The following is a 24,643-nucleotide window of genomic DNA, read 5'->3' as shown; positions in this document are numbered from 1 at the left end:
GGGCGCGTGGCTGCCAGATGGTCAACCGATTCTTGGGATATTTGTGGCTGTCGCGATTGTTTAACGCCCTGACGTCAGGGCAAATCCCGCGCCATGATCAAGGCATCGGCGAATTGCTCCGCGCCGGTCCGGTAATAGCCCTTGCGCCGCCCGACCTGGCGGTATCCCTGGCCTTCGTAAAACCGCAAGGCCGGGGTGTTGTCGGTCGACACCTCGAGAAAGACGCGCGCCGCGCCGCGTGCCCTGGCCTGGGTGTGAAAGGCGGCCAGCACGGCGCTGGCCTGACCGCTGCGCTGTTGGTCCGGGTCGGTGGCAAGCGCCAGGATTTCCGCCTCGTCCAGGATCACCTGGCCGAGGACAAAGGCGTGATCGGTGCAGGTCAGCAGTGCCTCGGGGCGTGCCAGGGTGTCGGCGAATTGCGCGGCGTTCCAGGGGGTCAGGTGCCGATAGGCGCGCGCGCACAGATCGGCCAGGGTGTCAGGCGTCATCCAGGATCACCGGGGGCGCATCGCGCGACGGCGCGGCATCGGCGGGGCGGATGTACAAGGGCGCGGGGCGCTCGGCCGGGGGTTTGTGGGCGGCAATCTGCGCAAGGGCGATGGCATTGGCCCGCCAGTCGTCGTCCAGAAAGGCGCAGCCCGGCGGGTCGACGAAGAAATGGCCCAGCTCGACATGGCCGCTTTCGTCCTGCAGATAGACCTGGTCGCGCGGTCCGGCAATCACCGCATAGCTGGCGCGGATGCCGCTGTCCGTGTCATCCATCGGGCCGTGCCGGATGATCTCGAACCCCGAAACGCCGATGGCCGGAATACCAAGCCCCAGCGCGAGGCCCCGCGCGGCACTGACGGAAATGCGGATGCCGGTGAAGTTGCCGGGGCCGATGCCGACGCCGATGCGGTCAAGATCGGACCAGGATTTGCCAGCCTCGTCCAGCAATTCCCCAAGCAGGGGCATCAGGCGTTCCGCCTGACCGCGCCCCATGGCTTCGCTGCGCGCGGCCAGCACCGTGTCGGCGCACAGCAAAGCGGCGGCGCAATGCGCCGCCGATGTGTCGAATGCCAGAACGAGTGGGTCAGACGGCAACCGGACGAACCTCGGTCACCTCGGGGATGTAGTGGCGCAGCAGGTTTTCGATGCCCATTTTCAGCGTCAGCGTGGACGACGGGCAACCGGCGCAGGCGCCCTGCATGTGCAGGTAGACGACGCCGCGGTCAAAGCCGTGAAAGGTGATGTCGCCGCCATCCTGGGCCACGGCGGGACGCACGCGGCTGTCCAGCAATTCCTTGATCTGGCCGACGATTTCGCTGTCTTCACCGCTGTGGTCGGCATGGCCGCCGGCCTGGGTGGCGCCATCGCTCATCACCGGCTGGCCAGACTGGAAATGCTCCATCACCGCGCCCAGGATCGCCGGCTTCAGGTGATCCCAGTCGATGGTTTCGGCCTTGGTGACCGTGACGAAATCGGTGCCGAAGAACACCGCAGTCACGCCGTCCACCGAAAACAGGCGCTGCGCCAGCGGCGAGGACCCGGCGGCATCCGCGGTGGGAAAGTCGGCCGTGCCCATTTCCAGAACGGTCTGCCCGGGCAGGAATTTCAGCGTGGCCGGATTCGGGGTGGATTCGGTCTGAATGAACATCTGGGTCGCACCTTTTGTCGATTGCCTTTTATATGCGCCCAATAGGGCGGGGCGTCAAGGTTTGGAACGATTCTAAACTGGTTCGTGATCCGCGAGGGTCCGCAAACGGCCCCTTATGTACTTGGTGGCCGACCGGTAGTGCGATGCGCCTGCCGCCTCAGCCCAGCGGCCGGTCGTCCAGGCATTGCCGCCGCCCTGCATGGGTGCGCCGTATAGCGCTTTCTCGGGCAGGTTCTTGACAAAATCCACAAGCCGACGGTGGTTTTCACGCAGCAGCGCACGGGCCTCGGCCGGGGTCATAGCCGCCTGCCGATGGCGCAGATCGGCGTTGAAGCGTTTGAGATCGTTCCACTTGTACCCCGGGGCCGGGATGGCGACGGGCGCGCCGGTCAGGCCCTGTTTGTACCAGCCAAGGAAAAGGTCGATCCAGGCGGCCCGATGCCCGACGATGTCCTTGATCGTGGCGTTGTCCGCATCCGGGTCCGGGGTGGTCCAGAGGCGGGCGGGCAGGCTGTCCAGCAGGGCTTCGAGCTTGTCGAATTCCTTTTGGGTCACGGCCAGCAGATCGGATCGGTTTTGCGCGGCGGGCATGGCGGTCCCTCGGTTTTGCGCCAGCCTGCATGGTTTCGCCGCCTTGTCGTTGATCTGGCGCAGACCGCTAGGGGAAACCTCAGGTGACGGCTTCAAGCCGCTCCTTGCTCATGTCGCCGGGGACGATGGTGATCGGGATCGGCAAGGCGCCCGAGTTCTTCATCAGCTGCGTGATGATCGGGCCGGGGCCCTTCTTGTCCGTGGCGGCGCCCAGCACGAGAATGCCGATATCGGGGTCTTCCTTGACCTGGGCGATGATCTCGGGGACGGGCTCTCCTTCGCGGATGACCAGTTCGGGGTCGACGCCCTGCTTGTCGCGCATCCATTTGGCGAAAACTTCGAAATGGGCGTGGATGCGTTCGCGGGCCTCTTCGCGCATGATGTCGCCGACGCCGATCCAGTGGTTGAATTCGTCGGGCGGTATGACCGACAGGATTTCGACGCCGCCGCCGGTGTTGGCGGCGCGCATTGCGGCAAAGCGCATGGCGTTCAGGCATTCACGGCTGTCATCGAGGACGACAAGAAACTTGCGCATTCGGCTACTCCCTATCCGGCGGGATGATGGCGCAGAGGCGCCAGCCGCGCAATAGCGGCGTGATCAGCGCGAATGCGCCCAGTCCCAATACATCTCGCGCACGCGTTTCGTGACGGGGCCGGCCTGGTACGCGGTATCCTCAAAGCCGGTGACGGCGGTGACCTTGCTCATGTTGCCGGACAGGAACACCTCGTCGGCCTGTTCGAAGTCATCAAAGCTCAGCACGGTTTCATGCACCTTCATGCCGTCGGCGCGCATGTTGACCAGGTGGCGGGCGCGGGTGATCCCGGCCAGGAAGGTGCCGTTGGGGATGGGGGTGAAAACCTCTCCGTCCTTGACCATGAAGACGTTGGCGGTGGCGCTTTCGGCGATATTGCCCATGGCGTCGGCGACCAGCGCGTTGCCAAAGCCGCGGGCGCGGACCTCGGCCAGCATGCGGGCGTTGTTGGGGTAAAGGCAGCCAGCCTTGGCATTGACCACGGCGCTTTCCAGAACCGGCCGGCGAAAGCGGGTGTGCCCCAGTTTGACGGTGGCGGTATCGGCGGCAAAGGGGATTTCCTCGAGGCAGATGGCAAAGCCGGTTTCATCCGGTTGCGGCACGATGGCGGTGACATCGCCGTTGATGCCCCAGTACATCGGGCGGATGTAGACGGCGGCGTCCGGGGCATAGGCGCGCAGGCCCTCCTGGACGATCTGAACCATGTCCTCGGGGGTGACGGTGGGCCGCAGCATCAGCGCCTCGGCCGAGCGGTTGACGCGGGCGCAATGGGCGTCGAGGTCGGGCATGACGCCCTGAACGTAGCGCGCGCCGTCAAAGACGCTGGAGCCAAGCCAGGCGCCGTGGTCGGCCGCGCGCATGATCATCGCGTCGCCATCGTGCCACTGGCCGTTGAAATAGGTGCGGATGTTGGTGCCGGTCGCCATGTCGAATGCCTTTTCCCTAGGTGTTGGCGCGGAGGGTAGGCGGCTTGTCCGGCAAGGTCCAGAGGGGCCGGGCGGGGCGGAGCTTGTCCTTGCGGACCTCGCCCCGCCCACCCGGGCCATCCCTGGATTGGTCAGGCCTCGGCCAGAAGGGCGTTCAGGTCGAGCGGGGCAATGGACATGGCCAGCGCGCCATCGGCGCCGCGTGGCCAGTCGGCCGGATCTCGGTCGCGGTAGATTTCGATGCCGTTGCCGTCGGGGTCCTGGAAATAGATCGCCTCGGAGACGCCGTGATCGGCGGCGCCGTCGATTGTGATGCCGGCATCCAGGGCGCGTTGCAGCGCCTGCGCCAGAGCCTGGCGGTCGGGATAGAGGAAAGCGGTGTGGTAAAGGCCGGTGCTGCCACGCGGCGGGCGTGGGCCGCCGGCGCTGTCCCAGGTGTTCAGGCCGATGTGGTGGTGATAGCCGCCTGCGCCGAGAAAGGCGGCCTGCGTGCCGTAGGTCTGGGTGACCTGAAGCCCCATGACATCGCGGTAGAAGGCAATGGCTCGGTCAAGGTCTGCCACCTTCAGGTGCACGTGGCCGATGCGGGTTTCGGGGTGCGTTGGCATGTCGTTCACTCCTTTTGAACGGAGTATATGGCCTGTGTTCTGGCGATCCAATTGCGGCAGGATGCAGGGGGATGGTGCGCAAACGCCGAGGGTCTGGCTGGCTGCAGGGCGGGGTATTTGAGTATTTTTGCCAAGAAGAAGGGCCAGGCCGCGCCTTTTTGGTGCGGGCGTTCCTTATTGGAAACGCCGGGGGCGCAATTTTGCGGCAAGGCGTCGCGATTGATCTGCGCCGGGCGTGCGGGGCATGGTTTAACGGCTGCGACAGAGGAGACGCGCGCAATGTCCGATACGATCCGATTCACCCTGGATGGCAAAGAGGTCGAGGCCGAGAAGGGGCTGACGATCTGGGAGGTGGCCAATGGCCGGGGTCTGAAGATCCCGCATCTGTGTCACAAGCCCGCGCCGGGTTATCGGCCCGATGGCAATTGCCGGGCCTGCATGGTCGAGATCGAGGGCGAGCGGGTGCTGGCGGCGTCCTGCATTCGGGAACCCTCTGAGGGGATGGTGGTGAACACTGGCAATGCCCGCGCCACCGCTGCGCGCAAGATGGTGATGGAGCTGTTGCTGGCTGACCAGCCCGAGCGGGAGGCGGCGCATGACCGGTCGTCGCATCTGTGGGACATGGCCGAGGCCAACGGTGTTTCGGAGTCGCGCTTTCCGACGCTCGAAGCAGAGCGCATTCCGCTGCTGGATGACAGCCATGTTGCGATGCGGGTCAACCTGGATGCCTGCATCCAGTGCGGTCTGTGCGTGCGCGCCTGCCGCGAGGTTCAGGTGAACGACGTGATCGGCATGGCCGGGCGCGGCCACGATGCCTATCCTGTCTTCGACATTGCCGATGACATGGGCGACAGCAGCTGCGTGGCCTGCGGCGAATGCGTGCAGGCCTGCCCGACGGGCGCGCTGATGCCGGCCACCGTGCTGGACGCGGCGCAGCAGGGTGACAGTGCCGATTACGACAGCGAGGTCGAAAGCGTCTGCCCGTTTTGCGGGGTGGGTTGCCAGGTCAGCCTCAAGGTCAAGAATGGCAAGATCAAATATGTCGAGGGCATCAACGGCCCTGCGAACGAGGGGCGGCTTTGCGTCAAGGGGCGCTTTGGCTTTGACTATGTGCACCACGAACACCGGTTGACCAAACCGCTGGTCCGGCGGGAGGGTGCGCCCAAGGGGCTGAATGTCGATCCCGGCAACTGGCAAGAGGTGTTCCGCGAGGCCACCTGGGACGAGGCGATGGACCTGGCAGCCGGCGGATTGGCGCGGCTGCGTGATGACCGCGGGACAACCGTGGCCGGGTTCGGCAGCGCCAAATGCACCAACGAAGAGGCCTATCTGTTCCAGAAGCTGATCCGCCAGGGCTTTGGCCACAACAACGTCGATCACTGCACGCGGCTGTGCCATGCCTCAAGCGTGGCGGCCTTGATGGAGAACGTCGGCAGCGGCGCGGTCACCGCGACCTTCAACCAGATCGAACATTCGGACGTGGCAATCGTGATCGGCTGCAACCCGGTCGAAAACCACCCCGTCGCCGCGACCTATTTCAAGCAGTTCACCAAGCGCGGCGGCAAGCTGATCGTGATGGACCCGCGCGGCGTCGGGCTGCGCCGCTTTGCGACGCATATGTTGCAGTTCAAGCCCGGGGCCGATGTGTCCATGCTGAACGCGATCATGCACACCATCGTCGAAGAGGGCCTGTACGATCAGCAGTATATCGACGCCTTTACCGAGAATTGGGAGGCTGAGAAAGAGCACCTGAAGCAGTTCCCGCCCGAAAAGATGGAGGCGCTGTGCGGCATCCCGGCCGAAACGCTGCGCCAGGTCGCGCGCGATTTCGCCGGGGCCAAGGCGGCGATGATTTTCTGGGGCATGGGCATTTCGCAGCACATCCACGGCACAGACAATTCGCGTTGCCTGATTTCCTTGGCGCTGATGTGCGGACAGGTGGGGCGGCCCGGCGCCGGGCTGCATCCCTTGCGTGGGCAGAACAACGTTCAGGGCGCCTCGGATGCGGGTCTGATCCCGATGTTCCTGCCGGATTACCAGCCGGTCGGTGACGACGGCGTGCGCAGCGCCTTTACCGAGGTCTGGAAGTCCGGTGATTTCAGCGCCGAAAAGGGCCTGACCGTGACCGAGATTCTTGATGCGGTGCATGCGGGTGACATCAAGGGCATGTATATCCTGGGCGAAAACCCGGCGATGTCCGACCCGGATGTGGAACACGCCCGCGATGCCCTGGCCAAGCTGGAACACCTTGTGGTGCAGGACATCTTTCTGACCGAGACGGCGAATTACGCCGACGTGATCCTGCCCGCCAGCGGCTTTGCGGAAAAGTCGGGGACCGTGACCAACACCAACCGCCAGGTCCAGATGGGCCGCCCCGCGCTGGCGCCCCCGGGCGAGGCGCGAGAGGATTGGGCGATCACCGTCGATCTGGCGCAGCGGCTGGGGCTGGACTGGCACTATGACAGCCCGGCGGATGTCTTTGCCGAGATGGCGCTGAACATGAAGTCGCTGAGCAATATCACCTGGGACAGGCTGGAGCGCGAAAATGCGGTGACCTATCCGTCCTTGTCGCCCCAGGACCCGGGGCAGGCGATCGTCTTTGGCGACGGGTTTCCGCGCGCCGATGGCCGGGCACGGTTCACGCCAGCCTCGGTCATTCCGCCGGACGATCTGCCGGATGCGGACTATCCCATGGTGCTGACCACGGGACGGCAGTTGGAGCATTGGCACACCGGGTCGATGACGCGGCGGTCCAAGGTGCTGGACGCGGTCGAGCCCGAGGCGAACTGTTCGCTGCATCCGTCAACCTTGCGGCAGCTGGGGGTCGAGCCGGGCGGCATGGTGCGCCTGACGACAAAGCGCGGCAGCATCGACGTGATGGCCCGCGCCGACCGCGCGGTGGCGCCGGACATGGTGTTCCTGCCCTTCGCCTATGTCGAGGCGGCGGCCAACATCCTGACCAACCCGGCGTTGGACCCCTATGGCAAGATCCCCGAGTTCAAATACTCGGCCGTGCGGGTCGAAAAGGCAGGAGTCGTCGCGGCCGAGTAGGGGCGCGCGCAGGAAAGGACCGCGACGCCGCGGCGGAAACCTGCTAGGCTGGCCCTTTGGGGGGCTGACATGGACCCGGTTTCATTGGGGTTTTACGCCACGGTTTGCGGGCTTTTGGGGCTGGCGGGGCCACGGTTGGGCACGGCGCCGGTGCGGCTGGCGGTCGGCGCGCTGGTTGGGATTGCGGCGGTGGCGATCCTGCCGCTGGTTCAGGGAATGCTGGGCGGCGCGGCCTATACGGTGCCCTTGCCGTGATTTTGCCTGTTCGGCTGGGTCGGCTGAGGCCCCGGATCCAGTCCGGGGCGCGTCACACCCAGACCACATCGCCCAGAAAGATGTAGCCCGCACCATAGATCGTCTTGATCAGGCGGGGGTTTTTCGGGTCTTCGCGCAGCTTGGTGCGCAGGCGCGAGATGCGCACATCCATCGCCCGGTCAAAACTTTCACCCGCCGCGCCGCCTAGGCTTTCTTGCATGTGGGCGCGGGTGATCAGGCGTTTGGGGCTTTCCAGAAACAGGCGCAGGACCTCGCCCTCGGCGTGGCTGAAGGGGGTTTCGATGCCTGCCTCGTCCTCGAGCGCGTAGCGCTCGAAATGGGCGGTCCAGCCGTTGAAGCGTGCCGTGTTGCTGGTGGCGGCGGCCTGTTTGGGGCCGCGCAGGCGGGCGCGGACGCGGGCCACCACCTCGGACGGATCGAAGGGTTTGATGATGTAGTCATCCGCGCCCAGTTCCAGCCCCGTGACCCGGTCCTGCACCTGCGCGCGGCCCGAAATGATGATGACCGTGGCGCCCTGTTCCAGCGCCAGCCGGTGGACCAGCGACAGCCCGTCACGGTCGGGCAAGCCCAGATCGACAAGGCAGACGTCGGGGGTGGTGCGGCGCAGCGCAGCCTCGAATTCCGTGGCGCGGCCAAAGGTCAGGGTGCGAAACCCCGCCTCGGTCAAGGCTTCGGACAGCATTTCGCGGATCGCGGGTTCGTCGTCGAGAATGGTGACAAGGGCGCTCATGGGGTGGGTCTTTCCTGTCCGAGGAACTCCGCCAGATCGCGGGCCGCAAAGGGTTTGGCCAGCACCGGCACGCGGGCACGGGCGGCGGCATGATCGGGGTGATCGGCGGGCAGCGAGGTCATCAGGCGCAGCGGAATGCCCCGCAGGCGGTCGATCAGCTCCAGCCCGGTTTCCTCGCCTTCCAGCGAGATGTCAGACAGCACCAGCGCCAGATCGGGCAGGCCTTCGGACAGGGCGCAGGCCTCGGGGACCGAGGACGCCTCGACCACGGCGAACCCCATCCCGGTCAGCATTTCGCGCACCGAGGCGCGCAGGTCGTCGCTGTCTTCGACCAGCAGGACAAGGCTGTTGCCCGGCAGGTCATCGGCGGGGCGCAGCGGCAGGCGCAGGGTGACGCGGGCACCGCGCGCGCCGTTCGACAAACGGACCGAGCCGCCGGCAAGTTTGGTCATGTCATAGACCATGGCAAGGCCAAGCCCGGACCCTTCGCCGCCCTTGGTGGTAAAGAAAGGGTCAAGCCCGTGGTCCAGCGCCTTTTCGGAAAAGCCGGGGCCGGTGTCGGTGACGGTGATCTGCAGCCAGGTGTCCTGCAGCGATTGCGCGGTGATGTGGATTTCGCCGCTGTTGCCGCAGGCGTCGCGGGCGTTCAGGATCAGGTTCAAAAGGGCATCCTGCAGCAGGCCGGGATCGGCCATCAGCGCGTCTTCGATCTGATTGTCGATGGTCAGGCGGATGCCCTCGGGCAGGGACGGGGTGGCCAGGGTGGCAAGATCGGACAGGAACGGACCAAGCGTGACCGGTTTGGGCTGCCAGCTGCGCTGACTGGTGATGTCGGCGATCCGCCCCAGCAGCGCGCCGCCGCGCTGGGCGGCCTGCAGCGTGGCATTGATCAGCGGCGCGGCTTCGTCGCCGGGTTCCATCCGGGACAGTTTCGACTGCATGCCCAGGATGATCGTCAAAAGGTTGGAAAAGTCATGCGCCATGCCGCTGATCAGCTGCGCCGCCATTTCGCGGCGGCGGGTCTGTTGCAGGGCGGCGCGGGTCTGGGTTTCCTCGGTGACGTCCTGGCTCATGATATAGACGCCGGGTTCCATCGGGTCGGGGGTAAAGGCCGCGCGGATGCGGCGGGAAGAAGCCTCGTCAGTGAATTCAAAGGTGCTTTGCTGGCCATCAAAGGCCGCATCCAGATGCGGCTGGACGCGGGCAAAGGCCTGCGGGCCAAGCGTGTCCGAGATGTGCAGCCCAAGAATATTGCTGGGCCGTCCGGGCATCACGTCGGACAGCCGGCCGTTGGAAAAGGTATAGCGCCCGGCGGCATCGACGCGGGCGATATGGGCGGGCATCATTTCGGTGGTGGTGCGAGTGCGGGCCTCGATTTCCTGAAGCTCGCGGCGGGCCTCGGTCAGGGCGGCGTTGGTGGCGGCCAGCTGGCGGTTGGTTCTGGCCAGCTCCTCGGACCGTTTCAGGACCTCTTCGGACAGCAGTTCCGACCGGGTGCGCAGCAGCAGTTCCTGCGATTTCGTTTCGGTGATATCGGTGTAGACGGTGACCCAGCCGCCCTGCGGCAGGGGCGCGCCCTCGACGCTGATGGTGCGGCCATTGGCGCGGGTGCGTTCCATGTAATGCGGCTGAAAGGCGCGGGCGATGCGGACGCGGTCGGTGACGAAGGTGTCGAGATCGTCGATTGGCCCGTATTCGCCGCGCGTCGCGAGATGGCGGATGGTGTCCTCGAACCGCGCGCCGGGGGTGGTGTGTTCGGCGGGCAGGTCGAACATCTCGGCGAAACGGGCGTTGCAGACGGCCAGCGCAAGGTCGCTGTCGTAGATGGTCAGGGCCTGCTGGATGAGGTTCAGCCCGGCCTGGGTGAGGGCAGTCGTGTTCATGCGGCGAAGGGTATGGGGTGGCGCGGGGTTTGGCCATAGGGCGCGGCGCACCTTGTGCCCGGAGGGGCGAAGCTGGTCCTGCGGACGGCGCCCCGCCCACCCGGGCCATCCCATAGGGCGGTTTGCATCAGTCGTTGATGTCGCGATCCCAGATTTTCACCTGCCCGTGGCGCACGCCCACCGCCTTGCGCAAGGCAAGCCAGCCGATCAGCGACAGCACAGCGAAATAGACCAGCAGCCGGGGCAGCGACGCGCCCAGCCAAAGCGCCAGACCACCGCCAAACAGCAGCGTCAGCCCGGTCAGCCCCGCGCCCAGGGCAAAGCCCAGAAACAGGAAGGCCGGCACCAGCATTTCCAGAATGCCAAGCGCCAGCGCCGCTGCCATCCAGACCCACCAAAGCGCCCACATCAGCCGCGCCCTTTCAGCATGCGGAAGGCATCGCCAAAGGCTTCGAGCGCCTGCGCGGGCACCACGATGGTATGCTGGCCCGCCCCCGCGCCCAGAGTGTTCAGCGCCTCGACCTGTTTCAGCGCCACCTGGTATTGCGCCGCCTCGACGCCGTTTTCGGCAATCGCCTTGGCGACGACCCCGGTGGCATAGGCTTCGGCATCGGCCTGCACGCGCCGGGCCTTGGCGGCCTGTTCGGCGGCGTAAAGTTCGGCATCGGCGTTCAGTTCCACCGCCCGTTTGCTGCCCTCGGCGCGGGTGACCTGCGCCCGGCGTTCGCGTTCGGCATTCAACTGCTGCAGCATCGCGTCGCGTGTCGCCTGATCCAGGTTGACGTCAAGGATTTCGGCGCGCGTCACCTCGATCCCCCAGTCGTCCACCGCATCCTCGACGCTCAGCTTGATGGTCTGGATCAACTGGCCGCGGTTGGCCTGCACTTCGTCCAGATCCATCTGGCCGATATTGGCCCGCACGATCCCCGCCACCGTCGTCGCGATCGCCGCGTCCACATCGCGGATGCGGTAAACCGTCTTTTCCGGCTCGGTGATGCGGTAGAAAACCGAGGTATCGACCTGCACCAGCACGTTGTCGCGGGTGATCGCATCCTGCGAGGCGGTCGGCAATTGCCGTTCGAGGATCGAGATCTTGTGCGCCACCTTGTCGAGGAACGGCACGATGAAATTGATCCCCGGCCCCAGCACCGAGCGCAAACGCCCAAAGCGTTCGACCACATGCTTTTCCGATTGCGGAACGATCCGCACGCCAAGCCAGATCGCCACCAGGATAAAGACCGCCAGCAGGATCAGCGGAAGACCTTCCTGACCGATCATTTGCAATACCTCATCGACATTCATACCCGCACCCGTTGTGAGATTTCCGATCAGCTTAGGCGGGTGCGCGGGGCGGTGCAAACGTCAAAGCGCGCAGCAGGTGATGGCGGGGACGAATGCGGGTTGGTGATGGTGCGTCCGGAATGGTGAGGGGGTGGCTGTCACGTCTGCGCTGCAGACATGACTTTGCCTTGGGCCGCATTCGCTGGGACGAATGCGGGTTGGTGATGGCGCGCCTGGAATGGCGAGGGGGTGGCGGTCACGTCTGCGCTGCAGACATGACCTTGCCACAGACCGCATTCGCTGGGACGAATGCGGTCTGCAACAATTCGTAAGAATTGGGAAATGTTCAGGAAAAAGTTGACCCTCAGCCTGACGCCTGACCAAATGGTGACAGAATCGCGAAACAGCGGTCGGGCCTCGGGATCGAAGGCCACACAACAAAAAGGGAGTGCCGGAGCAATCCGGCATTTTGGGAGGAAAAACTTTGGCGCATATGTCGATGGGCGTAGAGGGTCTACGCTCGGTCCCTGCATTGTTGCAGCGAAACGTTCGCGAGTTCGGCGATAGCCCGGCCTATCGCGAGAAGGAATTCGGCATCTGGCAAAGCTGGACCTGGAAAGAGGCGGCCGACGAAATCGAGGCGCTGGCGCTGGGTCTGCTGAACCTGGGCGTGAACGAGGGCGACCATGTCGCCATCATCGGGCGCAACCGCCCGTCGCTGTATTGGAGCATGGTTGCCGCGCAGATGTGCCGCGCCGTGCCGGTGCCGCTGTACCAGGACGCAGTCGCCGAAGAGATGGAATACGTGCTGGCCCATTGCGGCGCGCGCTTTGTCATCGCCGCCGACCAGGAGCAGGTCGACAAGGTCATCGAGATCCAGGACGACCTGCACCAATTCGAACACATGATCTATGTCGACCCGCGCGGGATGCGGAAATATGACCACACCACGCTGCACGAATTTTCCCATGTGCAGGCGCAGGGCCGCGCCGCGCATGACGAATTCATCAAGGAACTGGATCGCCGCCGGTCCGATCTGAACTATGACGACACCTGCGTGATGCTGTACACCTCGGGGACGACGGGCAAGCCCAAGGGCGTGGTGCTGTCGAACCGCAATATCGTCGAAAGCGCCAAGTCTGCCTCGGAGTTCGACAAGCTCAAGCGCGACGACGAAGTGCTGGCCTATCTGCCGATGGCCTGGGTCGGAGATTTCATTTTCTCGATCGGGCAGGCCTATTGGACGGGCTTTTGCGTAAACTGCCCGGAAAGCGCCGAAACGTTGATGACGGATCTGCGGGAAATCGCGCCCAGCTATTACTTTGCGCCGCCCCGGATTTTCGAAACGCAGCTGACGCAGATCATGATCCGGATGGAGGATGCGAGCCCGCTGAAGCAGCGGATGTTCAAGCATTTCATGGCGCATGCACGCAAGGTTGGTCCGGCGATCCTGGATGGCAAAGCTGTCGGGCTGTTGGACAGGCTGAAATACGCGCTGGGCGAATTCCTGGTCTACGGTCCGTTGAAGAACGCGATGGGCTTTTCCAAGGTGCGCGTGGGCTATACCGCGGGCGAGGCGATCGGCCCGGAAATCTTTGATTTCTACCGCTCGCTGGGGATCAACCTGAAACAGCTTTATGGTCAGACCGAGGCTTCGGTGTTCATCACGGTGCAGCCCGATGGCGAGGTGCGCAGCGATACCGTGGGTGTGCCCGCACCGGGGGTCGAGCTGCGCATCGCCGAGAATGGCGAGGTGTTCTATCGCTCTCCGGGGGTTTTCGTCGAGTATTACAAGAATGCCGAAAGCACCGCCGATACCAAGGATGCCGAAGGCTGGGTCGCCACGGGCGATGCCGGGTTCATCGAGGAAAGCAGCGGGCACCTGCGGATCATCGACCGGGCCAAGGACGTGGGGCAGATGGCCTCGGGGGCGATGTTTGCGCCCAAGTACGTCGAGAACAAGCTGAAGTTCTTTCCGAACATCCTTGAGGCGGTGGTCTTTGGAGCGGGCAAGGACCGTTGCACGGCCTTCATCAACATCGACCTGACGGCGGTAGGCAACTGGGCCGAGCGCAACAATATCGCCTATGCGTCCTACCAGGAACTGGCCCAGCACCCGCAGGTTCTGGACACCATCCAGGGCCATATCGAAGAGGTCAACGAAAGCGTCGCACAGGACGAGATGCTGTCGGGCTGTCAGATCCACCGGTTCCTTGTGCTGCACAAGGAATTGGATGCCGATGACGGCGAGATGACGCGCACCCGCAAGGTCAAGCGCAAGGTCATCGCCGAGAAGTTCGAGGAACTTCTGACGGCGCTCTATGACGACAAGGACAGCGTCTATACCGAGACGGAAGTGACCTATGAAGATGGCCGCAAGGGCAAGATCAAGGCGACGCTGAAGCTGCGCGACGCCAAGGTCTGGCCGGTGGCCCCGCGTGCGGTGGCTGCGGAATGACGGCTGTACGGCGCTCGTTCTGCGAACATCGCCCCGCCCGCCGTCCCGCCGCGGCGCTTCTTGCTGGGGATGCGCTCGGGGTGGGCCGGGGATTGAGTATTTTTGCCAAGAAGAAGCAGGGGGCAGGGACGTGAAGGACACGACGGGATACGTCACAGCCGATGGGCGCCAGATTGGCGGAACCTTGATGGAGCTGAAGAACATCACGCTGAAGTTTGGCGGGGTGACGGCGATTTCCGATATCTCGTTCGACATTCACGAGGGGGAAATCCGCGCGATCATCGGGCCGAACGGGGCGGGCAAGTCGTCGATGCTGAACATCATCAGCGGGTTTTACACGCCGACGATCGGAGAGCTTTGGTACAAGGGGGCCAAGCGCCCGCCGATGCGGCCCTATGAGGTGGCGCGCATGGGGGTGGCCCGGACCTTTCAGAATATCGCCCTGTTCGAGGGGATGACGGTGCTGGACAACGTCATGACCGGGCGTCTGACGCATATGAACGCGGGGATTGCGGCGCAGGCGCTGTGGTTCGGCAAGGCGCGCAACGAAGAGATGGAAAACCGCGAGAAGGTCGAGCGGGTCATCGATTTTCTGGAAATCCAGAGCATTCGCAAGACGCCGGTGGGGCGGTTGCCCTATGGTCTGAAAAAGCGGGTCGAGCTGGCGCGGGCCTTGGCGGCGGAGCCGAGCATCCTGCTGCTGGATGAACCGATGGCCGGGATGAACGTCGAGGAAAAAGAGGACATGAGCCGCTTTATCCTGGATGTGAATGACGAATTCGGTACCACGATCTGCCTGATCGAGCACGACATGGGGGTGGTCATGGACCTGTCCGACCGGGTTGTCGTGATGGATTACGGCAAGAAGATCGGCGACGGCACACCCGACGAGGTGCGCAACAATCAAGACGTGATCGACGCCTATCTTGGCGTGGCACATTGAGGGGACAGACATGATCAAGGATATTTTCATCAATCCCTTCGTGGATATGTTCGCCGCGCCGGATTTCCTGTTGCAGGTGCTGTGGGAAGGGCTGGTTTCAGGCATCCTTTATGCGCTGATCGCGTTGGGTTTCGTGCTGATCTTCCGCTCGTCGCGGATTTTCAACTTTGCGCAGGGGATCATGGTGGTGTTCGCGGCGCTGACGCTGGTGGGGCTGCACTCCTTTGGGGTGCCGGCCTGGATCAGCGTGCTGTTGACGCTGGGGGTCATGTTCGGCCTTGCAGTGTCGATCGAGCGGATCGTCCTGCGGCCCTTGGTGGGGCAACCCGACATCATCCTGTTCATGGCGACCATCGGCATCACGCTGTTCCTGATCGGCTTTGGCGAGATCATCTTTGGCGGTGAAAACAAGGTGATGATCACCGAAGAACTGGGCATTCCGACAGGCAGTTTCGTGTTGGAGCCCTGGGGTGGCCTGCTGATCCTGGAGCAAAAGGACATCACGGCGGTTGCGGTGGCGGCCTTGCTGGTGGTCGGTTTGCTGCTGTTTCTCAACAAGACGCGCATGGGTCGGGCGATCCGGGCGCTGGGGGATGATCACCAGGCGGCCCTGTCGGTGGGGATTTCGCTGCAGACGGTCTGGGTTCTGGTCTGGTTCATTGCCGGCATCATCGCGCTGGTCACCGGCATTGCCTGGGGCGCGCGGGCCGGGGTCAGCTTTGCGCTCGAGGTGATTGCCTACAAGGCCCTGCCGGTGTTGATGCTGGGTGGGCTGGAGTCGATCACCGGGGCGATCATCGGCGGTTTGCTGATCGGCATCCTTGAAAAGCTGTTCGAGATCTACTGGGGCCAGCCTTTGCTGGGCGGCAATACCGAGACCTGGTTTGCCTTTGTGCTGGCGCTGGTGGTGCTGTTGTTCCGGCCTCAGGGGCTGTTCGGGGAACGGATCATCGAAAGAGTTTAGGGCACCCGCCGGGGGCGCTGGCCGCAAGGTCGGGAGCCTCCGGCGGGGATATTTGAAGGCACAAAGAAGCATGGGGTGTGTGGCGCGCGGCGCCCGGCCCGAGGAGGAGAACGGGAAATGCCAAAACTGATCGCCATACTGAACGTGGTGGCCTGGTCCGGGTTCTGGTGCTTTGGCTACCTGGCCTTGACGACGGACCCAGATGCCTCGGGGCGCATGGTGATGGCTTTGATCATGGCGGCGGTCGGGGCGGGGCTGGGGCTATGGGCCTGGTTCTGGATCGTGCGCCACAGCGAAGAGATCGGCTATGCGCCAGCGCCCAGGCGGGCCCGGCCGGTCGAGGACGATGAGGTTGCAGGCTGAGGTCTGCCCAATGATGGGACATTGCGTAGGGCGGGGTTTTTCCCCGCGGCGCTGAACAGGAAAGAAACCGACGGATGCTGTACAGGACTGCCGGACAATTCAAGACAAGCTACGAGGCGGATCAGGCGCTGTTCCCGGTCAAGCAGGATGCCTTTTTGCTGGGGGTGATCCTGCTGCTGGCGGTGGTGGTCTTTCCGCTGACCGCAAGCGAGTTCACCTTTCAGACGCTGCTGATCCCGATCCTGATCTATTCGCTGACCGCGCTTGGGCTGAACATCCTGACCGGGTTTGCCGGGCAGCTGAGCCTTGGTACCGCGGCCTTCATGGGGGTCGGGGCCTATGCCTGCTACAAGATGATCACCCTGATGCCCTGGATGAATCCGATCATCGCGATCCTTCTGTCGGGGGTTTTCAGCGCCGGGGTTGGCGTGGCCTTTGGCATTCCATCCTTGCGGATCAAGGGGTTTTATCTGGCGATCGCAACGCTGGCGGCGCAGTTCTTTCTGGTCTGGCTGTTCGAAAAATGGGCCTGGCTTTACAACTACAACGCTTCGGGCGCCATTCAGGTGCCGAACCTTGAAATGTTCGGGACCTACGTGGCCGGGCCGCAGGCCAATTCGATCGTGCAATACTATGTGGTCTTGTTCATCGTCGGACTGCTGACCTGGGTCTGCATCAACCTGACGCGCGGCAACCTGGGCCGGACCTGGAAGGCGACGCGCGACATGGACATCGCCGCCGAGCTGATCGGCATCAACCTGATGAAGTCCAAGCTGACCGCCTTTGCCGTGTCGTCCTATGTCATCGGGGTGTCCGGCGCGCTGTTCGTCTTCATGTGGCGTGGTGCGGCCGAGCCGAACCTGTTCGACATTCCGCTGTCGTTCCGCATCCTGTTCATCGCGATCATCGGCGGGCTTGGGTCGATCCTGGGCAACTACCTTGGCGCGATCCTGATCGTCGGGTTGCCGGTGGTTCTGAACCTGGTGCCCAATGCGCTGGGCATTCCCATCAGTTCGGCCACGGTCGAGCATCTGAACATCATGATCGTCGGTTCCCTGATCGTGTTTTTCCTGATCGTCGAGCCGCACGGATTGGCCCAGCTTTGGCGCCTGATCCGAGAGAAACTGATTATCTGGCCCTTCCCGCACTAGGGCAGGGGCCAAGATGAAAAAACCGAAGTGACACCAAAATTCTCAGGGAGGAGATACAATGAAACACTTCACCAAACTGGCCGTTGCCGCCGCCATTGCGGGTGTAACCGCGGGCGCCGCCATGGCGCAGGAGCTTTATGCGCCGAACCTTGCCTACCGGACCGGGCCCTTTGCGGCCACGGGTATTCCGCTGATGAACGGCCAGGCCGATTACCTGACCATGCTGAACGCCCGTGACGGCGGTGTTGGCGGCGTTCCGGTCAATGGCGAGGAATGCGAAACCGGCTATTCCACCGAAAAGGGCGTGGAATGTTATGAAAAGACCAAGTCCAAGGCGATCGTGACTCAGCCCTGGTCGACCGGCATCACGCTGCAGGTGCTGCCCAAGACCAACGTCGACGAGATCCCGATCCTTGCGCCGGGCTACGGTTTCAGCCCGATGATGGACGGCAAGACATTCCAGTGGGCGTTCAACACGCCGTCCGGCTATTGGGACGCCGCCGACATGATCATCCAGTATATCGAAGGGCAGGGTGATCTGAACGGCAAGAAGATTGCCTTCCTTCACCTCGACCACCCCTTTGGCAAGGAACCCCTGCCGGTTCTCGAAGCCGCGGCCGAGGCCAAGGGCTTTACCCTGCTGCCGATCCCGGTCGGCCTGAAGGAAATGCAGAACCAGTCGGCCCAGTGGCTGCAGGTGCGCCGCGAGCGTCCCGACTATGTCGTGATGTGGGGCTGGGGCGCGATGAACGCCGGTGCCATCACCGAAGCGGTCAAGACCAAGTTCCCGATGGAAAACATGCTGGGTGTCTGGTGGTCCGGGCATGACGCTGACCTGGCGATCGTTGGCGAGGCCGGCAAAGGCTACAAGTCGATCAGCTGGTCTTTCCCGAACATGGATGCCCCCGTCATGGCGGACATCAAGAAGCACGTGATCGACGCGGGCCTGAGCCAGACCAACGACGTCGAGATGCAGGGCGTGTTCTATTCGCGCGGGCTGGTCATCTCGGCCATCCTGGTCGAAGGCATCACCGCGGCGCAGGCTGAATTCGGCACCGCCGAGATCAGTGCCGAACAGCTGCGCTGGGGCCTTGAGAACATCAACTTGACCGAAGAGCGGATCGCCGAGCTGGGTCTTGATGGCATGGTTCCGCCGTTCTCGACCTCGTGTTCCAACCACACCGGTCATTCGGGTGGCTGGATGCTGGAATGGGACGGGGCCAAGTTCGTCAAGGTGTCTGACCTGTTGAAGCCGAACGTCGAAGGGTATGCCGCGCTGGCAGCCGAGAAGGCCGCTGAATACGCCGAGGCGAATGCGCCCTGGGCGGTCAACGAAAACTGTGGTGGCTAAGCGCTGACACGGTCCGGCGGCGGCGCAGAATGTCGCCGCCGGAATTTGAGTATTTTTGCCAAGAAGAAGCAGGGGCGCTGTGCCCCGGACCCGAGGAAAGCCCATGCTGGATGCCGCGAAAACCGATCAGACCCTGCTTGAGGTCAACAATATCGAGGTGATCTACAACCACGTGATCCTTGTGCTGAAGGGCGTGTCCCTCACGGTCAATCAGGGCGGGATCACCGCGCTGCTGGGTGGCAACGGTGCGGGCAAGACGACCACGCTGAAGGCGATTTCCAACCTTTTGCATTCCGAGCGCGGCGAGGTGACCAAGGGGTCGATCCTTTACAAGGGCGAGCGGGTGCAGGACCTGGACCCTGCGTCCCTGGTCAAAAAGGGGGTCATCCAGGTGATGGAAGGTCGGCACTGTTTCGAACACCTGACGGTCGAGGAAAACCTGCTGACCGGCGCCTATACGCGGCGCGACGGCAAGGGCGCGATCGATGCCGACCTGGACATGGTCTATACCTATTTCCCGCGCCTGAAAGAACGGCGCAAAAGCCAGGCGGGCTATACCTCGGGGGGGGAACAGCAGATGACGGCGATTGGCCGCGCACTGATGTCACGCCCCGAAACCGTGCTGCTGGACGAGCCTTCGATGGGCCTTGCGCCGCAGCTGGTGGAACAGATTTTCGAGATCGTGAAGGCGGTGAACGAAGGCGAAGGCGTGTCCTTTTTGTTGGCCGAACAGAACACCAACGTGGCGCTGCGCTATGCGCATTCCGGCTATATCCTGGAAAACGGGCGCGTCGTGATGGAAGGCCCCGCAGCCGAGCTGCGTGAAAACCCGGACGTCAAGGAATTCTACCTGGGCATGTCGGACGATGGGCGAAAGTCCTTTCGGGATGTGCGCAGCTATCGCCGGCGGAAAAGATGGCTGGCGTAACTGCGCCGCAAGGCAGGGCGAACAAAGTATTCGGCGCATGGTTGTTTCATCCGTTGTCAGGTCCGCTCCGGGCGCATCCTGTCGATCCAAAACAGGGCCTTGGCCCGTGGGGTGCGGGTCATGGGGCGGAAGGCTTGGTGGCTGGGCCGGCGGCCGATTTCCTTTTCGGTTTCCGAGCCGAAGGTGCCGCGCATGCGTGATATTCAGCGTCCTGCCCTGTCGGGCGTACAGCGCCCGGGCCACCGCATTGATCCGGCATCTGTCATCGACCATCAGAACGAGCCACCTGCCCGGGCCGCTGTCGGCGATCCGCGGTTCGATAGGGCTGCAGAGGACGTTGACACCGCGCGCGTGGCAAAAGGCGAAATGCGAGAAATCGACCTCCTTGATGTCCTGGTTGCCATCGAAGCGGATGCGGGCATCAAACTTGGTTCGGGCCATGGGGGCGTTTCCATTTCCCCACGGTTGACACAACGTAAAGGGGCGGGTGCGGCCCGACCCTGTTTCAGATCAAAGCGCCTGGGGACAGGCAGACGGAGGCCGGTATGAGCACCTATTTCGACGCATTGGAAACCCGCACGCAAGACGCCCGCGAAGCGGCGCAGCTGCAGGGATTGAACGCACAGCTTGCCAAATATGGTCTGGGTCCGCTGGCCGGGCTGTCCGATCTGGCGTCGCTGCCGGTCCTGCGCAAGTCCGAGCTGTCGCGGCGACAGGCCGAACAGCCCCCCTTTGGCGGCTTGCCCGTGTCCAACATCGCCCATGTCTTTCAAAGCCCCGGACCGATCTACGAGCCCGGCGGAACCAGCCACGATTGGTGGCGCATGGGGCGTTTCCTGAACGCCTGCGGCATCGGACCGGGGGACATCGTCCAGAACTGCTTTGGCTATCACCTGACGCCTGCGGGCATGATCTTTGAAAACGGTGCGCGGGCCGTCGGGGCCACCGTGTTGCCCGCCGGCACCGGGCAGACCGAATTGCAGGTGCAGGCCGCACGCCACGTCAAGGTGACCGCCTATGCGGGCACGCCCGATTACCTGAAGATCATCCTTGAAAAGGCTGACGAGATGGGCATCGCGCTGGGCATCACCCGCGCGGCCGTGGGCGGCGGGGCGCTGTTCCCGTCGCTGCGCGCCTGGTATCAGGATCGCGGCATCGCCTGTCTGCAATGCTATGCCACCGCCGACCTGGGCAACATCGCCTATGAAAGCCCCGCAATGGAGGGGATGATTCTGGACGAAGGCGTGATCGTCGAAATCGTCACCCCCGGCACCGGCGATCCGGTCGCCCCTGGCGAGGTCGGAGAGCTGGTGGTCACGACGCTGAACCCCGATTACCCGCTGATCCGGTTTGCCACCGGCGATCTGAGCGCCATCATGCCCGGCACCAGCCCCTGCGGCCGCACCAACACCCGGATCAAGGGCTGGATGGGCCGCGCCGACCAGACCACCAAGATCAAGGGCATGTTCGTGCGCCCCGAACAGGTGGCGCAACTGGTTGCCCGGCACGAAGACATCGCCCGCGCCCGCATCATCGCCTCGCGCGAGGGGGAAATGGACGTGATGACCGTGCGAATCGAATCCGAAGCGACGGATCCGGCGCGCTACGAAGGCTCGATCGTCGATATCCTCAAGCTCAAGGGCCGGGTGGAAATGGTCCCGGTCGGCGGATTGCCGCGCGATGGGCTGGTGATCGAGGACATCCGCACCTACGACTGACCTTTCTTCTTGTTCCCCGGGGGGCTCGGGATAGGCTGATATTGGATATCAGCGTGCCTTTGCCCATTCTTTGACCAACAAGGCGCCGTTGATCGGCGCCTTTCGGGCAACGGATGGAGGAAAGACAGATGCGGCTGATGACACTGACCCTTGCGGGGCTTCTGGCAGGAAGCGGTGCGGCGCAGGCCGCAGGCGATGCACTGATCATCGGCAATTCGCGCTACGGCGCTGTCCAAAGCTTTTTCGGCGCGGCGCGGGTGGTGGCAGCGGCCGACAGCCTGCGCGACGCCGGGCTGGACGTGACCGCCATCAGCGATGCCGACGGTCAGGCCATGGACGAAGCCTTTGGCCAGTTCTTCGAAGGGATCGAGGCGCAGGAAACCCCCCTGATCATCGTTCTGGCAGGCACGTTCATGCACGGACCCAGCGGCGCCTACCTGCTGCCGGTCGACGATGGCCAAAGCATCGACGCCTCCGAGATCATGACCCGCGCCTTTCCGCTGGATGCGGCGCTGGATGTGCTGGCCGCGGCGCCGGGGCGGTCCTTTCTCGTGCTGGGTGAAACCGCCAGCGACGTCGAGGCCGGGCCCTTCCTGAAGGCCGGTCTGGGGCAGTTGGATGCGCCGCAGGGGGTCACCATCATTCGCGGGCTGGCGCCCGACGTGGCGGCCTATGCCATTCGCGACATGACCCGGCCGGACGTGCGCGTGGCGCTTGCCGCCCAGACCTATGAGCTGACTGTCGAAGGCTTTGATCCGCCTTGGCAGGTGGTCTTGCGCAAACGCGACATCACCCCGCCGAAGCCAGGGGAAACTGCCACCGACGGCCCCGATCCACTGGCGGCCGAGCAGGCGGACAATGCCGCCTGGCGGCTGGCGCAGCAGGCCGACAGCGCCGAAGGCTACCAGACCTACCTGGATGGCTTTTCGCGCGGATTGCACGCCTCGGCGGCCAAGCAGCGGCTGGCGGCCATTCGGGCCGAACCCTATTACGCCGAACGCCGCGCCGAAGAGGCGCTGGCCCTGTCGCGCGACGCCCGCCGCGACATCCAGCGCGACCTGTCGATCCTGGGCTTCAACACGCGCGGCATCGACGGCATCTTTGGTCCCGGCACGCGCGGCGCGATCAAACAGTGGCAGACCGCTGAACGGCTGCGGCCCTCGGGCTACTTGGACCAATCCCAGATCGGCCGTCTGGATGCGGATGCCCGCGCCCGCGCCGCCGAACTGGAGGCCGAGGCCGAACGCCGCGCCGCGGAACTGGAACGCCAGGACCACCTTTTGTGGCGGCAGGTGCAGGGGCGCGGCGACGAGGCCTCATTGCGGGGCTACCTTGACGCCTATCCCGACGGGCTGCACGCCCCCGAAGCCCGGCGGCTGTTGGCGCAGATCGAGGACCAGCGTGCCGGGACCGCTGCGCTTCAGGACAGGCGCGCCTGGGATCAGGCCCGCAGCGTCGACAGCATCGCCGCCTATCGGCAGTACCTTGCGGCGCGCCCCGGCGGCGCCTTTGCCGGGCAGGCGCAGGCCCGAATCGAAGAGTTGAACCGCGAAGAAACCGAAGCCCGCGCCATTGCCCGCGCCCAGGCCGAGGAAGAGGCGCTGAACCTGAACCCGGTGGCCCGCAAACTGGCCGAAACCCGTCTGAAGCAATTGGGTTTGAAACCCGGCGACGCCGACGGCGTTTTCGACAAAAGGACCCGGCGCGCGATCTGGGATTACCAAAAGTCCCGCGGCCTGACCGTGTCGGGCTATCTGGATGAACAAACCGTCGTCCGGTTGCTGGCAGACGGGATTCTGGGCCGCTAGGGCGCCGCTGCGTGCGTGGTCGGCGGCAGCGCCGCCCGCCGTCGTGCCAAGGCACCCATAGGGCGACGAAAAAGGCCACCCGCAAGGGGTGGCCTTTGAACAACTGTCGTTGCGCGGGTCTCAGCCCTGGCGGGCTTTGAAACGGCGCTGCGTTTTGTTGATCACGTAAACGCGGCCCTTACGGCGCACAACGCGGCAATCGCGATGGCGCTTCTTGAGCGAGCGGAGCGAGTTAGCAACCTTCATGTGGTCTCTCCTCTGTTCGTCGCGGCGCGCGAGCGCCATGCGTGTTTGTTGCCTTGCCCCCGGGTCTGCTGACCCAGAAGCGGTGAAATCCATGGTGGGCGATACTGGGATCGAACCAGTGACCCCTTCGATGTCAACGAAGTGCTCTACCGCTGAGCTAATCACCCATTTTATGGCCTGCGTTGCCCTTTACGCCCCCTTGCCGGTGAGGTCCACCGAAAAAAGAGGCGCAGATGACCGCGCCGGTGGACGGGTCTATAAAAGGAGTCGAAACCGGGATCAAGGGCTTTTGGCAAGGAATGATTTCAGTCTATTGTTTTGTTCGAAAGGACCGTTGATGCCTGAACATGCGTATCATCTGAGCGAACCCGAGGTGACCACCTCTTGTGTCGTTTTCGCATCACCGCATTCGGGTCGGGATTATCCCTGGTCGTTCCTGCGCAGCACGATTCTGGACGATCATGTCATCCGGTCGTCCGAAGATGCCTATGTGGACCGTCTGTTCGACTGTGCGCCGCAGTTTGGCGCGCCCTTGCTGCGGGCCGGGGCGCCGCGCGCCTATGTCGATCTCAACCGCGCGCTGGATGAACTGGACCCGGCGCTGATCGAAGGGGTGCGGCGCGGCGGGCACAACCCGCGCGTGGCCAGCGGGCTGGGCGTCGTGCCGCGTGTCGTGGCGGGCGGGCGCGCGATCTACCGTGGCAAATTGCCCAAGGCCGAGGCCGAGATGCGGTTGCAGCGAATCTGGAAACCCTACCACGCACGCCTGCAGGGCCTGCTGGACGCCGCCCAGACCACCTTTGGAGAGGCGATCCTGATCGACTGTCATTCCATGCCGCGCGAAGCCCTGGACAGCACGGTTCGATCCGGGATGCCGCGCCCGGAAATCGTCATCGGTGACCGATTCGGCGCCTCGGCCAGCGGCGAAGTCGTGGAACGGGTCGAATCCGCCTTTGCCACCGCAGGTCTGAAGGTGGCGCGCAATGCGCCCTTTGCCGGGGCCTTCACGACCCAGCATTATGGCCGCCCCTCGCGGGGGCAGCACGCGATCCAGATCGAAATCGACCGCGCCATTTATATGGACGAGGCAACGATTCGCCCGAGCAATGATTTCCACGCCTTTCGCAGGCTGCTGCGCGGGGTGATTGCGGAAATCGCGGCCATCGGCCACCGCGAACAGCGCCTGGCGGCCGAATGA

The 24,643-nt window shown here is 64.0% G+C and carries 26 protein-coding genes and 1 tRNA gene; 13 read left to right on the top strand and 14 right to left on the bottom strand.

Going from position 1 to position 24,643, the window contains the following annotated elements; genetic code table 11:
- Positions 1–74: 74 nt before the first annotated feature.
- From rimI to QF118_RS00585, 7 genes are all read right to left on the bottom strand, one after another.
- Entirely contained in the window at positions 75–488 is a 414-nt protein-coding gene (gene rimI, locus QF118_RS00615) for a ribosomal protein S18-alanine N-acetyltransferase (RefSeq protein WP_282300704.1), read from the bottom strand.
- The gene (gene tsaB, locus QF118_RS00610) at positions 478–1,083 is read right to left on the bottom strand and encodes a tRNA (adenosine(37)-N6)-threonylcarbamoyltransferase complex dimerization subunit type 1 TsaB (RefSeq protein ID WP_282300703.1); all 606 of its coding nucleotides are present in this window, start codon (positions 1,081–1,083) and stop codon (positions 478–480) included. The genes rimI and tsaB overlap by 11 nt, the downstream gene beginning before the upstream one ends.
- The gene (locus QF118_RS00605) at positions 1,073–1,636 is read right to left on the bottom strand and encodes a NifU family protein (RefSeq protein ID WP_282300702.1); all 564 of its coding nucleotides are present in this window, start codon (positions 1,634–1,636) and stop codon (positions 1,073–1,075) included. Before QF118_RS00605 ends, tsaB begins: the two co-directional genes overlap by 11 nt.
- 72 nt (positions 1,637–1,708) lie before the next feature.
- Positions 1,709–2,227: a ClbS/DfsB family four-helix bundle protein gene (locus tag QF118_RS00600; protein WP_282300701.1), complete on the bottom strand. Its 519-nt coding sequence runs from the start codon at positions 2,225–2,227 to the stop codon at positions 1,709–1,711.
- Positions 2,228–2,306: 79 nt separating this feature from the next.
- Positions 2,307–2,762 (bottom strand): universal stress protein, encoded by a 456-nt coding sequence (locus QF118_RS00595; RefSeq protein WP_282300700.1) that lies wholly within the window; start codon positions 2,760–2,762, stop codon positions 2,307–2,309.
- Between the two features lie 63 nt (positions 2,763–2,825).
- Positions 2,826–3,686: a branched-chain amino acid aminotransferase gene (locus QF118_RS00590; RefSeq protein ID WP_282300699.1), complete on the bottom strand. Its 861-nt coding sequence runs from the start codon at positions 3,684–3,686 to the stop codon at positions 2,826–2,828.
- 131 nt (positions 3,687–3,817) lie between these two features.
- A complete protein-coding gene (locus QF118_RS00585; RefSeq protein ID WP_282300698.1) occupies positions 3,818–4,294 on the bottom strand; it encodes a VOC family protein in 477 nt (158 codons plus the stop codon).
- Positions 4,295–4,573: 279 nt separating this feature from the next.
- On the opposite strand from QF118_RS00585, the gene fdhF reads away from it, so the two are divergent.
- A complete protein-coding gene (fdhF, locus tag QF118_RS00580) occupies positions 4,574–7,345 on the top strand; it encodes a formate dehydrogenase subunit alpha (protein WP_282300697.1) in 2,772 nt (923 codons plus the stop codon).
- Positions 7,346–7,414: 69 nt separating this feature from the next.
- A complete protein-coding gene (locus QF118_RS00575; RefSeq protein ID WP_282300696.1) occupies positions 7,415–7,600 on the top strand; it encodes a hypothetical protein in 186 nt (61 codons plus the stop codon).
- A gap of 52 nt (positions 7,601–7,652) precedes the next feature.
- Here QF118_RS00575 and QF118_RS00570 read toward each other — a convergent pair whose 3' ends face one another.
- From QF118_RS00570 to QF118_RS00555, 4 genes are all read right to left on the bottom strand, one after another.
- Entirely contained in the window at positions 7,653–8,351 is a 699-nt protein-coding gene (locus QF118_RS00570) for a response regulator transcription factor (protein ID WP_282300695.1), read from the bottom strand.
- Positions 8,348–10,234 carry a hybrid sensor histidine kinase/response regulator gene (locus QF118_RS00565; RefSeq protein ID WP_282300694.1) on the bottom strand — a complete coding sequence of 629 codons (1,887 nt, stop codon included), beginning with the start codon at positions 10,232–10,234 and terminating at the stop codon, positions 8,348–8,350. The genes QF118_RS00570 and QF118_RS00565 overlap by 4 nt, the downstream gene beginning before the upstream one ends.
- 127 nt (positions 10,235–10,361) lie before the next feature.
- Complete coding sequence (locus QF118_RS00560) at positions 10,362–10,646, bottom strand: NfeD family protein (protein WP_394357101.1); 285 nt, start codon at positions 10,644–10,646, stop codon at positions 10,362–10,364.
- Positions 10,643–11,512 carry an SPFH domain-containing protein gene (locus QF118_RS00555; protein WP_394357068.1) on the bottom strand — a complete coding sequence of 290 codons (870 nt, stop codon included), beginning with the start codon at positions 11,510–11,512 and terminating at the stop codon, positions 10,643–10,645. The genes QF118_RS00560 and QF118_RS00555 overlap by 4 nt, the downstream gene beginning before the upstream one ends.
- Before the next feature lie 496 nt (positions 11,513–12,008).
- Between QF118_RS00555 and QF118_RS00550 the strand changes: the two genes are divergently transcribed.
- The 7 genes from QF118_RS00550 to QF118_RS00520 all read left to right on the top strand — a co-directional run bounded on the left by QF118_RS00550 (position 12,009) and on the right by QF118_RS00520 (position 19,673).
- The gene (locus tag QF118_RS00550) at positions 12,009–13,973 is read left to right on the top strand and encodes an AMP-binding protein (RefSeq protein ID WP_282300691.1); all 1,965 of its coding nucleotides are present in this window, start codon (positions 12,009–12,011) and stop codon (positions 13,971–13,973) included.
- 187 nt (positions 13,974–14,160) lie between these two features.
- A complete protein-coding gene (locus QF118_RS00545; RefSeq protein WP_282302517.1) occupies positions 14,161–14,916 on the top strand; it encodes an ABC transporter ATP-binding protein in 756 nt (251 codons plus the stop codon).
- A gap of 10 nt (positions 14,917–14,926) precedes the next feature.
- Positions 14,927–15,880: a branched-chain amino acid ABC transporter permease gene (locus tag QF118_RS00540; protein ID WP_282300690.1), complete on the top strand. Its 954-nt coding sequence runs from the start codon at positions 14,927–14,929 to the stop codon at positions 15,878–15,880.
- A 117-nt stretch (positions 15,881–15,997) separates the two neighbouring features.
- The gene (locus QF118_RS00535; RefSeq protein WP_282300689.1) at positions 15,998–16,243 is read left to right on the top strand and encodes a hypothetical protein; all 246 of its coding nucleotides are present in this window, start codon (positions 15,998–16,000) and stop codon (positions 16,241–16,243) included.
- A 74-nt stretch (positions 16,244–16,317) separates the two neighbouring features.
- Positions 16,318–17,394: a branched-chain amino acid ABC transporter permease gene (locus QF118_RS00530; RefSeq protein WP_282300688.1), complete on the top strand. Its 1,077-nt coding sequence runs from the start codon at positions 16,318–16,320 to the stop codon at positions 17,392–17,394.
- A gap of 58 nt (positions 17,395–17,452) precedes the next feature.
- On the top strand, positions 17,453–18,745 hold the full coding sequence (locus QF118_RS00525) for an ABC transporter substrate-binding protein (protein WP_282300687.1): 1,293 nt from the start codon (positions 17,453–17,455) through the stop codon (positions 18,743–18,745).
- A gap of 103 nt (positions 18,746–18,848) precedes the next feature.
- On the top strand, positions 18,849–19,673 hold the full coding sequence (locus QF118_RS00520; RefSeq protein WP_282300686.1) for an ABC transporter ATP-binding protein: 825 nt from the start codon (positions 18,849–18,851) through the stop codon (positions 19,671–19,673).
- A gap of 56 nt (positions 19,674–19,729) precedes the next feature.
- On the opposite strand, the gene QF118_RS00515 is transcribed toward QF118_RS00520, so the two are convergent.
- Positions 19,730–19,867, bottom strand: coding sequence for a hypothetical protein (locus tag QF118_RS00515; RefSeq protein WP_282300685.1), 138 nt, complete (start codon positions 19,865–19,867; stop codon positions 19,730–19,732).
- Between QF118_RS00515 and QF118_RS00510 the strand changes: the two genes are divergently transcribed.
- From QF118_RS00510 to QF118_RS00500, 3 genes are all read left to right on the top strand, one after another.
- Positions 19,866–20,222 carry a hypothetical protein gene (locus QF118_RS00510; RefSeq protein ID WP_282300684.1) on the top strand — a complete coding sequence of 119 codons (357 nt, stop codon included), beginning with the start codon at positions 19,866–19,868 and terminating at the stop codon, positions 20,220–20,222. The two genes, QF118_RS00515 and QF118_RS00510, sit on opposite strands and share 2 nt — an antisense overlap.
- The gene (locus QF118_RS00505) at positions 20,219–21,391 is read left to right on the top strand and encodes a phenylacetate--CoA ligase family protein (RefSeq protein ID WP_282300683.1); all 1,173 of its coding nucleotides are present in this window, start codon (positions 20,219–20,221) and stop codon (positions 21,389–21,391) included. Before QF118_RS00510 ends, QF118_RS00505 begins: the two co-directional genes overlap by 4 nt.
- Before the next feature lie 128 nt (positions 21,392–21,519).
- Positions 21,520–23,199, top strand: coding sequence for a peptidoglycan-binding domain-containing protein (locus tag QF118_RS00500; protein ID WP_282300682.1), 1,680 nt, complete (start codon positions 21,520–21,522; stop codon positions 23,197–23,199).
- A gap of 120 nt (positions 23,200–23,319) precedes the next feature.
- On the opposite strand, the gene ykgO is transcribed toward QF118_RS00500, so the two are convergent.
- Together ykgO and QF118_RS00490 are read right to left on the bottom strand one after the other, a co-directional pair.
- Entirely contained in the window at positions 23,320–23,445 is a 126-nt protein-coding gene (gene ykgO, locus QF118_RS00495) for a type B 50S ribosomal protein L36 (protein ID WP_007792261.1), read from the bottom strand.
- Between the two features lie 92 nt (positions 23,446–23,537).
- A tRNA-Val gene (locus QF118_RS00490) sits at positions 23,538–23,612 on the bottom strand.
- A 170-nt stretch (positions 23,613–23,782) separates the two neighbouring features.
- Between QF118_RS00490 and QF118_RS00485 the strand changes: the two genes are divergently transcribed.
- Complete coding sequence (locus tag QF118_RS00485; protein ID WP_282300681.1) at positions 23,783–24,643, top strand: N-formylglutamate amidohydrolase; 861 nt, start codon at positions 23,783–23,785, stop codon at positions 24,641–24,643.

Source organism: Tropicibacter oceani (genome assembly GCF_029958925.1).
Lineage (GTDB): Bacteria > Pseudomonadota > Alphaproteobacteria > Rhodobacterales > Rhodobacteraceae > Pacificoceanicola > Pacificoceanicola oceani.
This window is presented reverse-complemented; position numbering and strand designations above follow the sequence as displayed.

Bases quoted from the DNA above. Each gene is read 5' to 3' on its own strand.
- QF118_RS00555 (WP_394357068.1), bottom strand. From the start codon at position 11,512: ATGATCGGTCAGGAAGGTCTTCCGCTGATCCTGCTGGCGGTCTTTATC.
- QF118_RS00525 (WP_282300687.1), top strand. From the start codon at position 17,453: ATGAAACACTTCACCAAACTGGCCGTTGCCGCCGCCATTGCGGGTGTA.
- QF118_RS00600 (WP_282300701.1), bottom strand. From the start codon at position 2,227: ATGCCCGCCGCGCAAAACCGATCCGATCTGCTGGCCGTGACCCAAAAG.
- QF118_RS00505 (WP_282300683.1), top strand. From the start codon at position 20,219: ATGAGCACCTATTTCGACGCATTGGAAACCCGCACGCAAGACGCCCGC.
- QF118_RS00510 (WP_282300684.1), top strand. From the start codon at position 19,866: ATGCGTGATATTCAGCGTCCTGCCCTGTCGGGCGTACAGCGCCCGGGC.
- QF118_RS00570 (WP_282300695.1), bottom strand. From the start codon at position 8,351: ATGAGCGCCCTTGTCACCATTCTCGACGACGAACCCGCGATCCGCGAA.
- QF118_RS00585 (WP_282300698.1), bottom strand. From the start codon at position 4,294: ATGCCAACGCACCCCGAAACCCGCATCGGCCACGTGCACCTGAAGGTG.
- QF118_RS00535 (WP_282300689.1), top strand. From the start codon at position 15,998: ATGCCAAAACTGATCGCCATACTGAACGTGGTGGCCTGGTCCGGGTTC.
- QF118_RS00605 (WP_282300702.1), bottom strand. From the start codon at position 1,636: ATGTTCATTCAGACCGAATCCACCCCGAATCCGGCCACGCTGAAATTC.
- QF118_RS00590 (WP_282300699.1), bottom strand. From the start codon at position 3,686: ATGGCGACCGGCACCAACATCCGCACCTATTTCAACGGCCAGTGGCAC.
- QF118_RS00515 (WP_282300685.1), bottom strand. From the start codon at position 19,867: ATGCGCGGCACCTTCGGCTCGGAAACCGAAAAGGAAATCGGCCGCCGG.
- QF118_RS00530 (WP_282300688.1), top strand. From the start codon at position 16,318: ATGCTGTACAGGACTGCCGGACAATTCAAGACAAGCTACGAGGCGGAT.
- QF118_RS00575 (WP_282300696.1), top strand. From the start codon at position 7,415: ATGGACCCGGTTTCATTGGGGTTTTACGCCACGGTTTGCGGGCTTTTG.
- QF118_RS00485 (WP_282300681.1), top strand. From the start codon at position 23,783: ATGCCTGAACATGCGTATCATCTGAGCGAACCCGAGGTGACCACCTCT.
- QF118_RS00540 (WP_282300690.1), top strand. From the start codon at position 14,927: ATGATCAAGGATATTTTCATCAATCCCTTCGTGGATATGTTCGCCGCG.
- QF118_RS00565 (WP_282300694.1), bottom strand. From the start codon at position 10,234: ATGAACACGACTGCCCTCACCCAGGCCGGGCTGAACCTCATCCAGCAG.
- ykgO (WP_007792261.1), bottom strand. From the start codon at position 23,445: ATGAAGGTTGCTAACTCGCTCCGCTCGCTCAAGAAGCGCCATCGCGAT.
- QF118_RS00500 (WP_282300682.1), top strand. From the start codon at position 21,520: ATGCGGCTGATGACACTGACCCTTGCGGGGCTTCTGGCAGGAAGCGGT.
- QF118_RS00545 (WP_282302517.1), top strand. From the start codon at position 14,161: ATGGAGCTGAAGAACATCACGCTGAAGTTTGGCGGGGTGACGGCGATT.
- rimI (WP_282300704.1), bottom strand. From the start codon at position 488: ATGACGCCTGACACCCTGGCCGATCTGTGCGCGCGCGCCTATCGGCAC.
- QF118_RS00550 (WP_282300691.1), top strand. From the start codon at position 12,009: ATGTCGATGGGCGTAGAGGGTCTACGCTCGGTCCCTGCATTGTTGCAG.
- fdhF (WP_282300697.1), top strand. From the start codon at position 4,574: ATGTCCGATACGATCCGATTCACCCTGGATGGCAAAGAGGTCGAGGCC.
- QF118_RS00520 (WP_282300686.1), top strand. From the start codon at position 18,849: ATGCTGGATGCCGCGAAAACCGATCAGACCCTGCTTGAGGTCAACAAT.
- QF118_RS00595 (WP_282300700.1), bottom strand. From the start codon at position 2,762: ATGCGCAAGTTTCTTGTCGTCCTCGATGACAGCCGTGAATGCCTGAAC.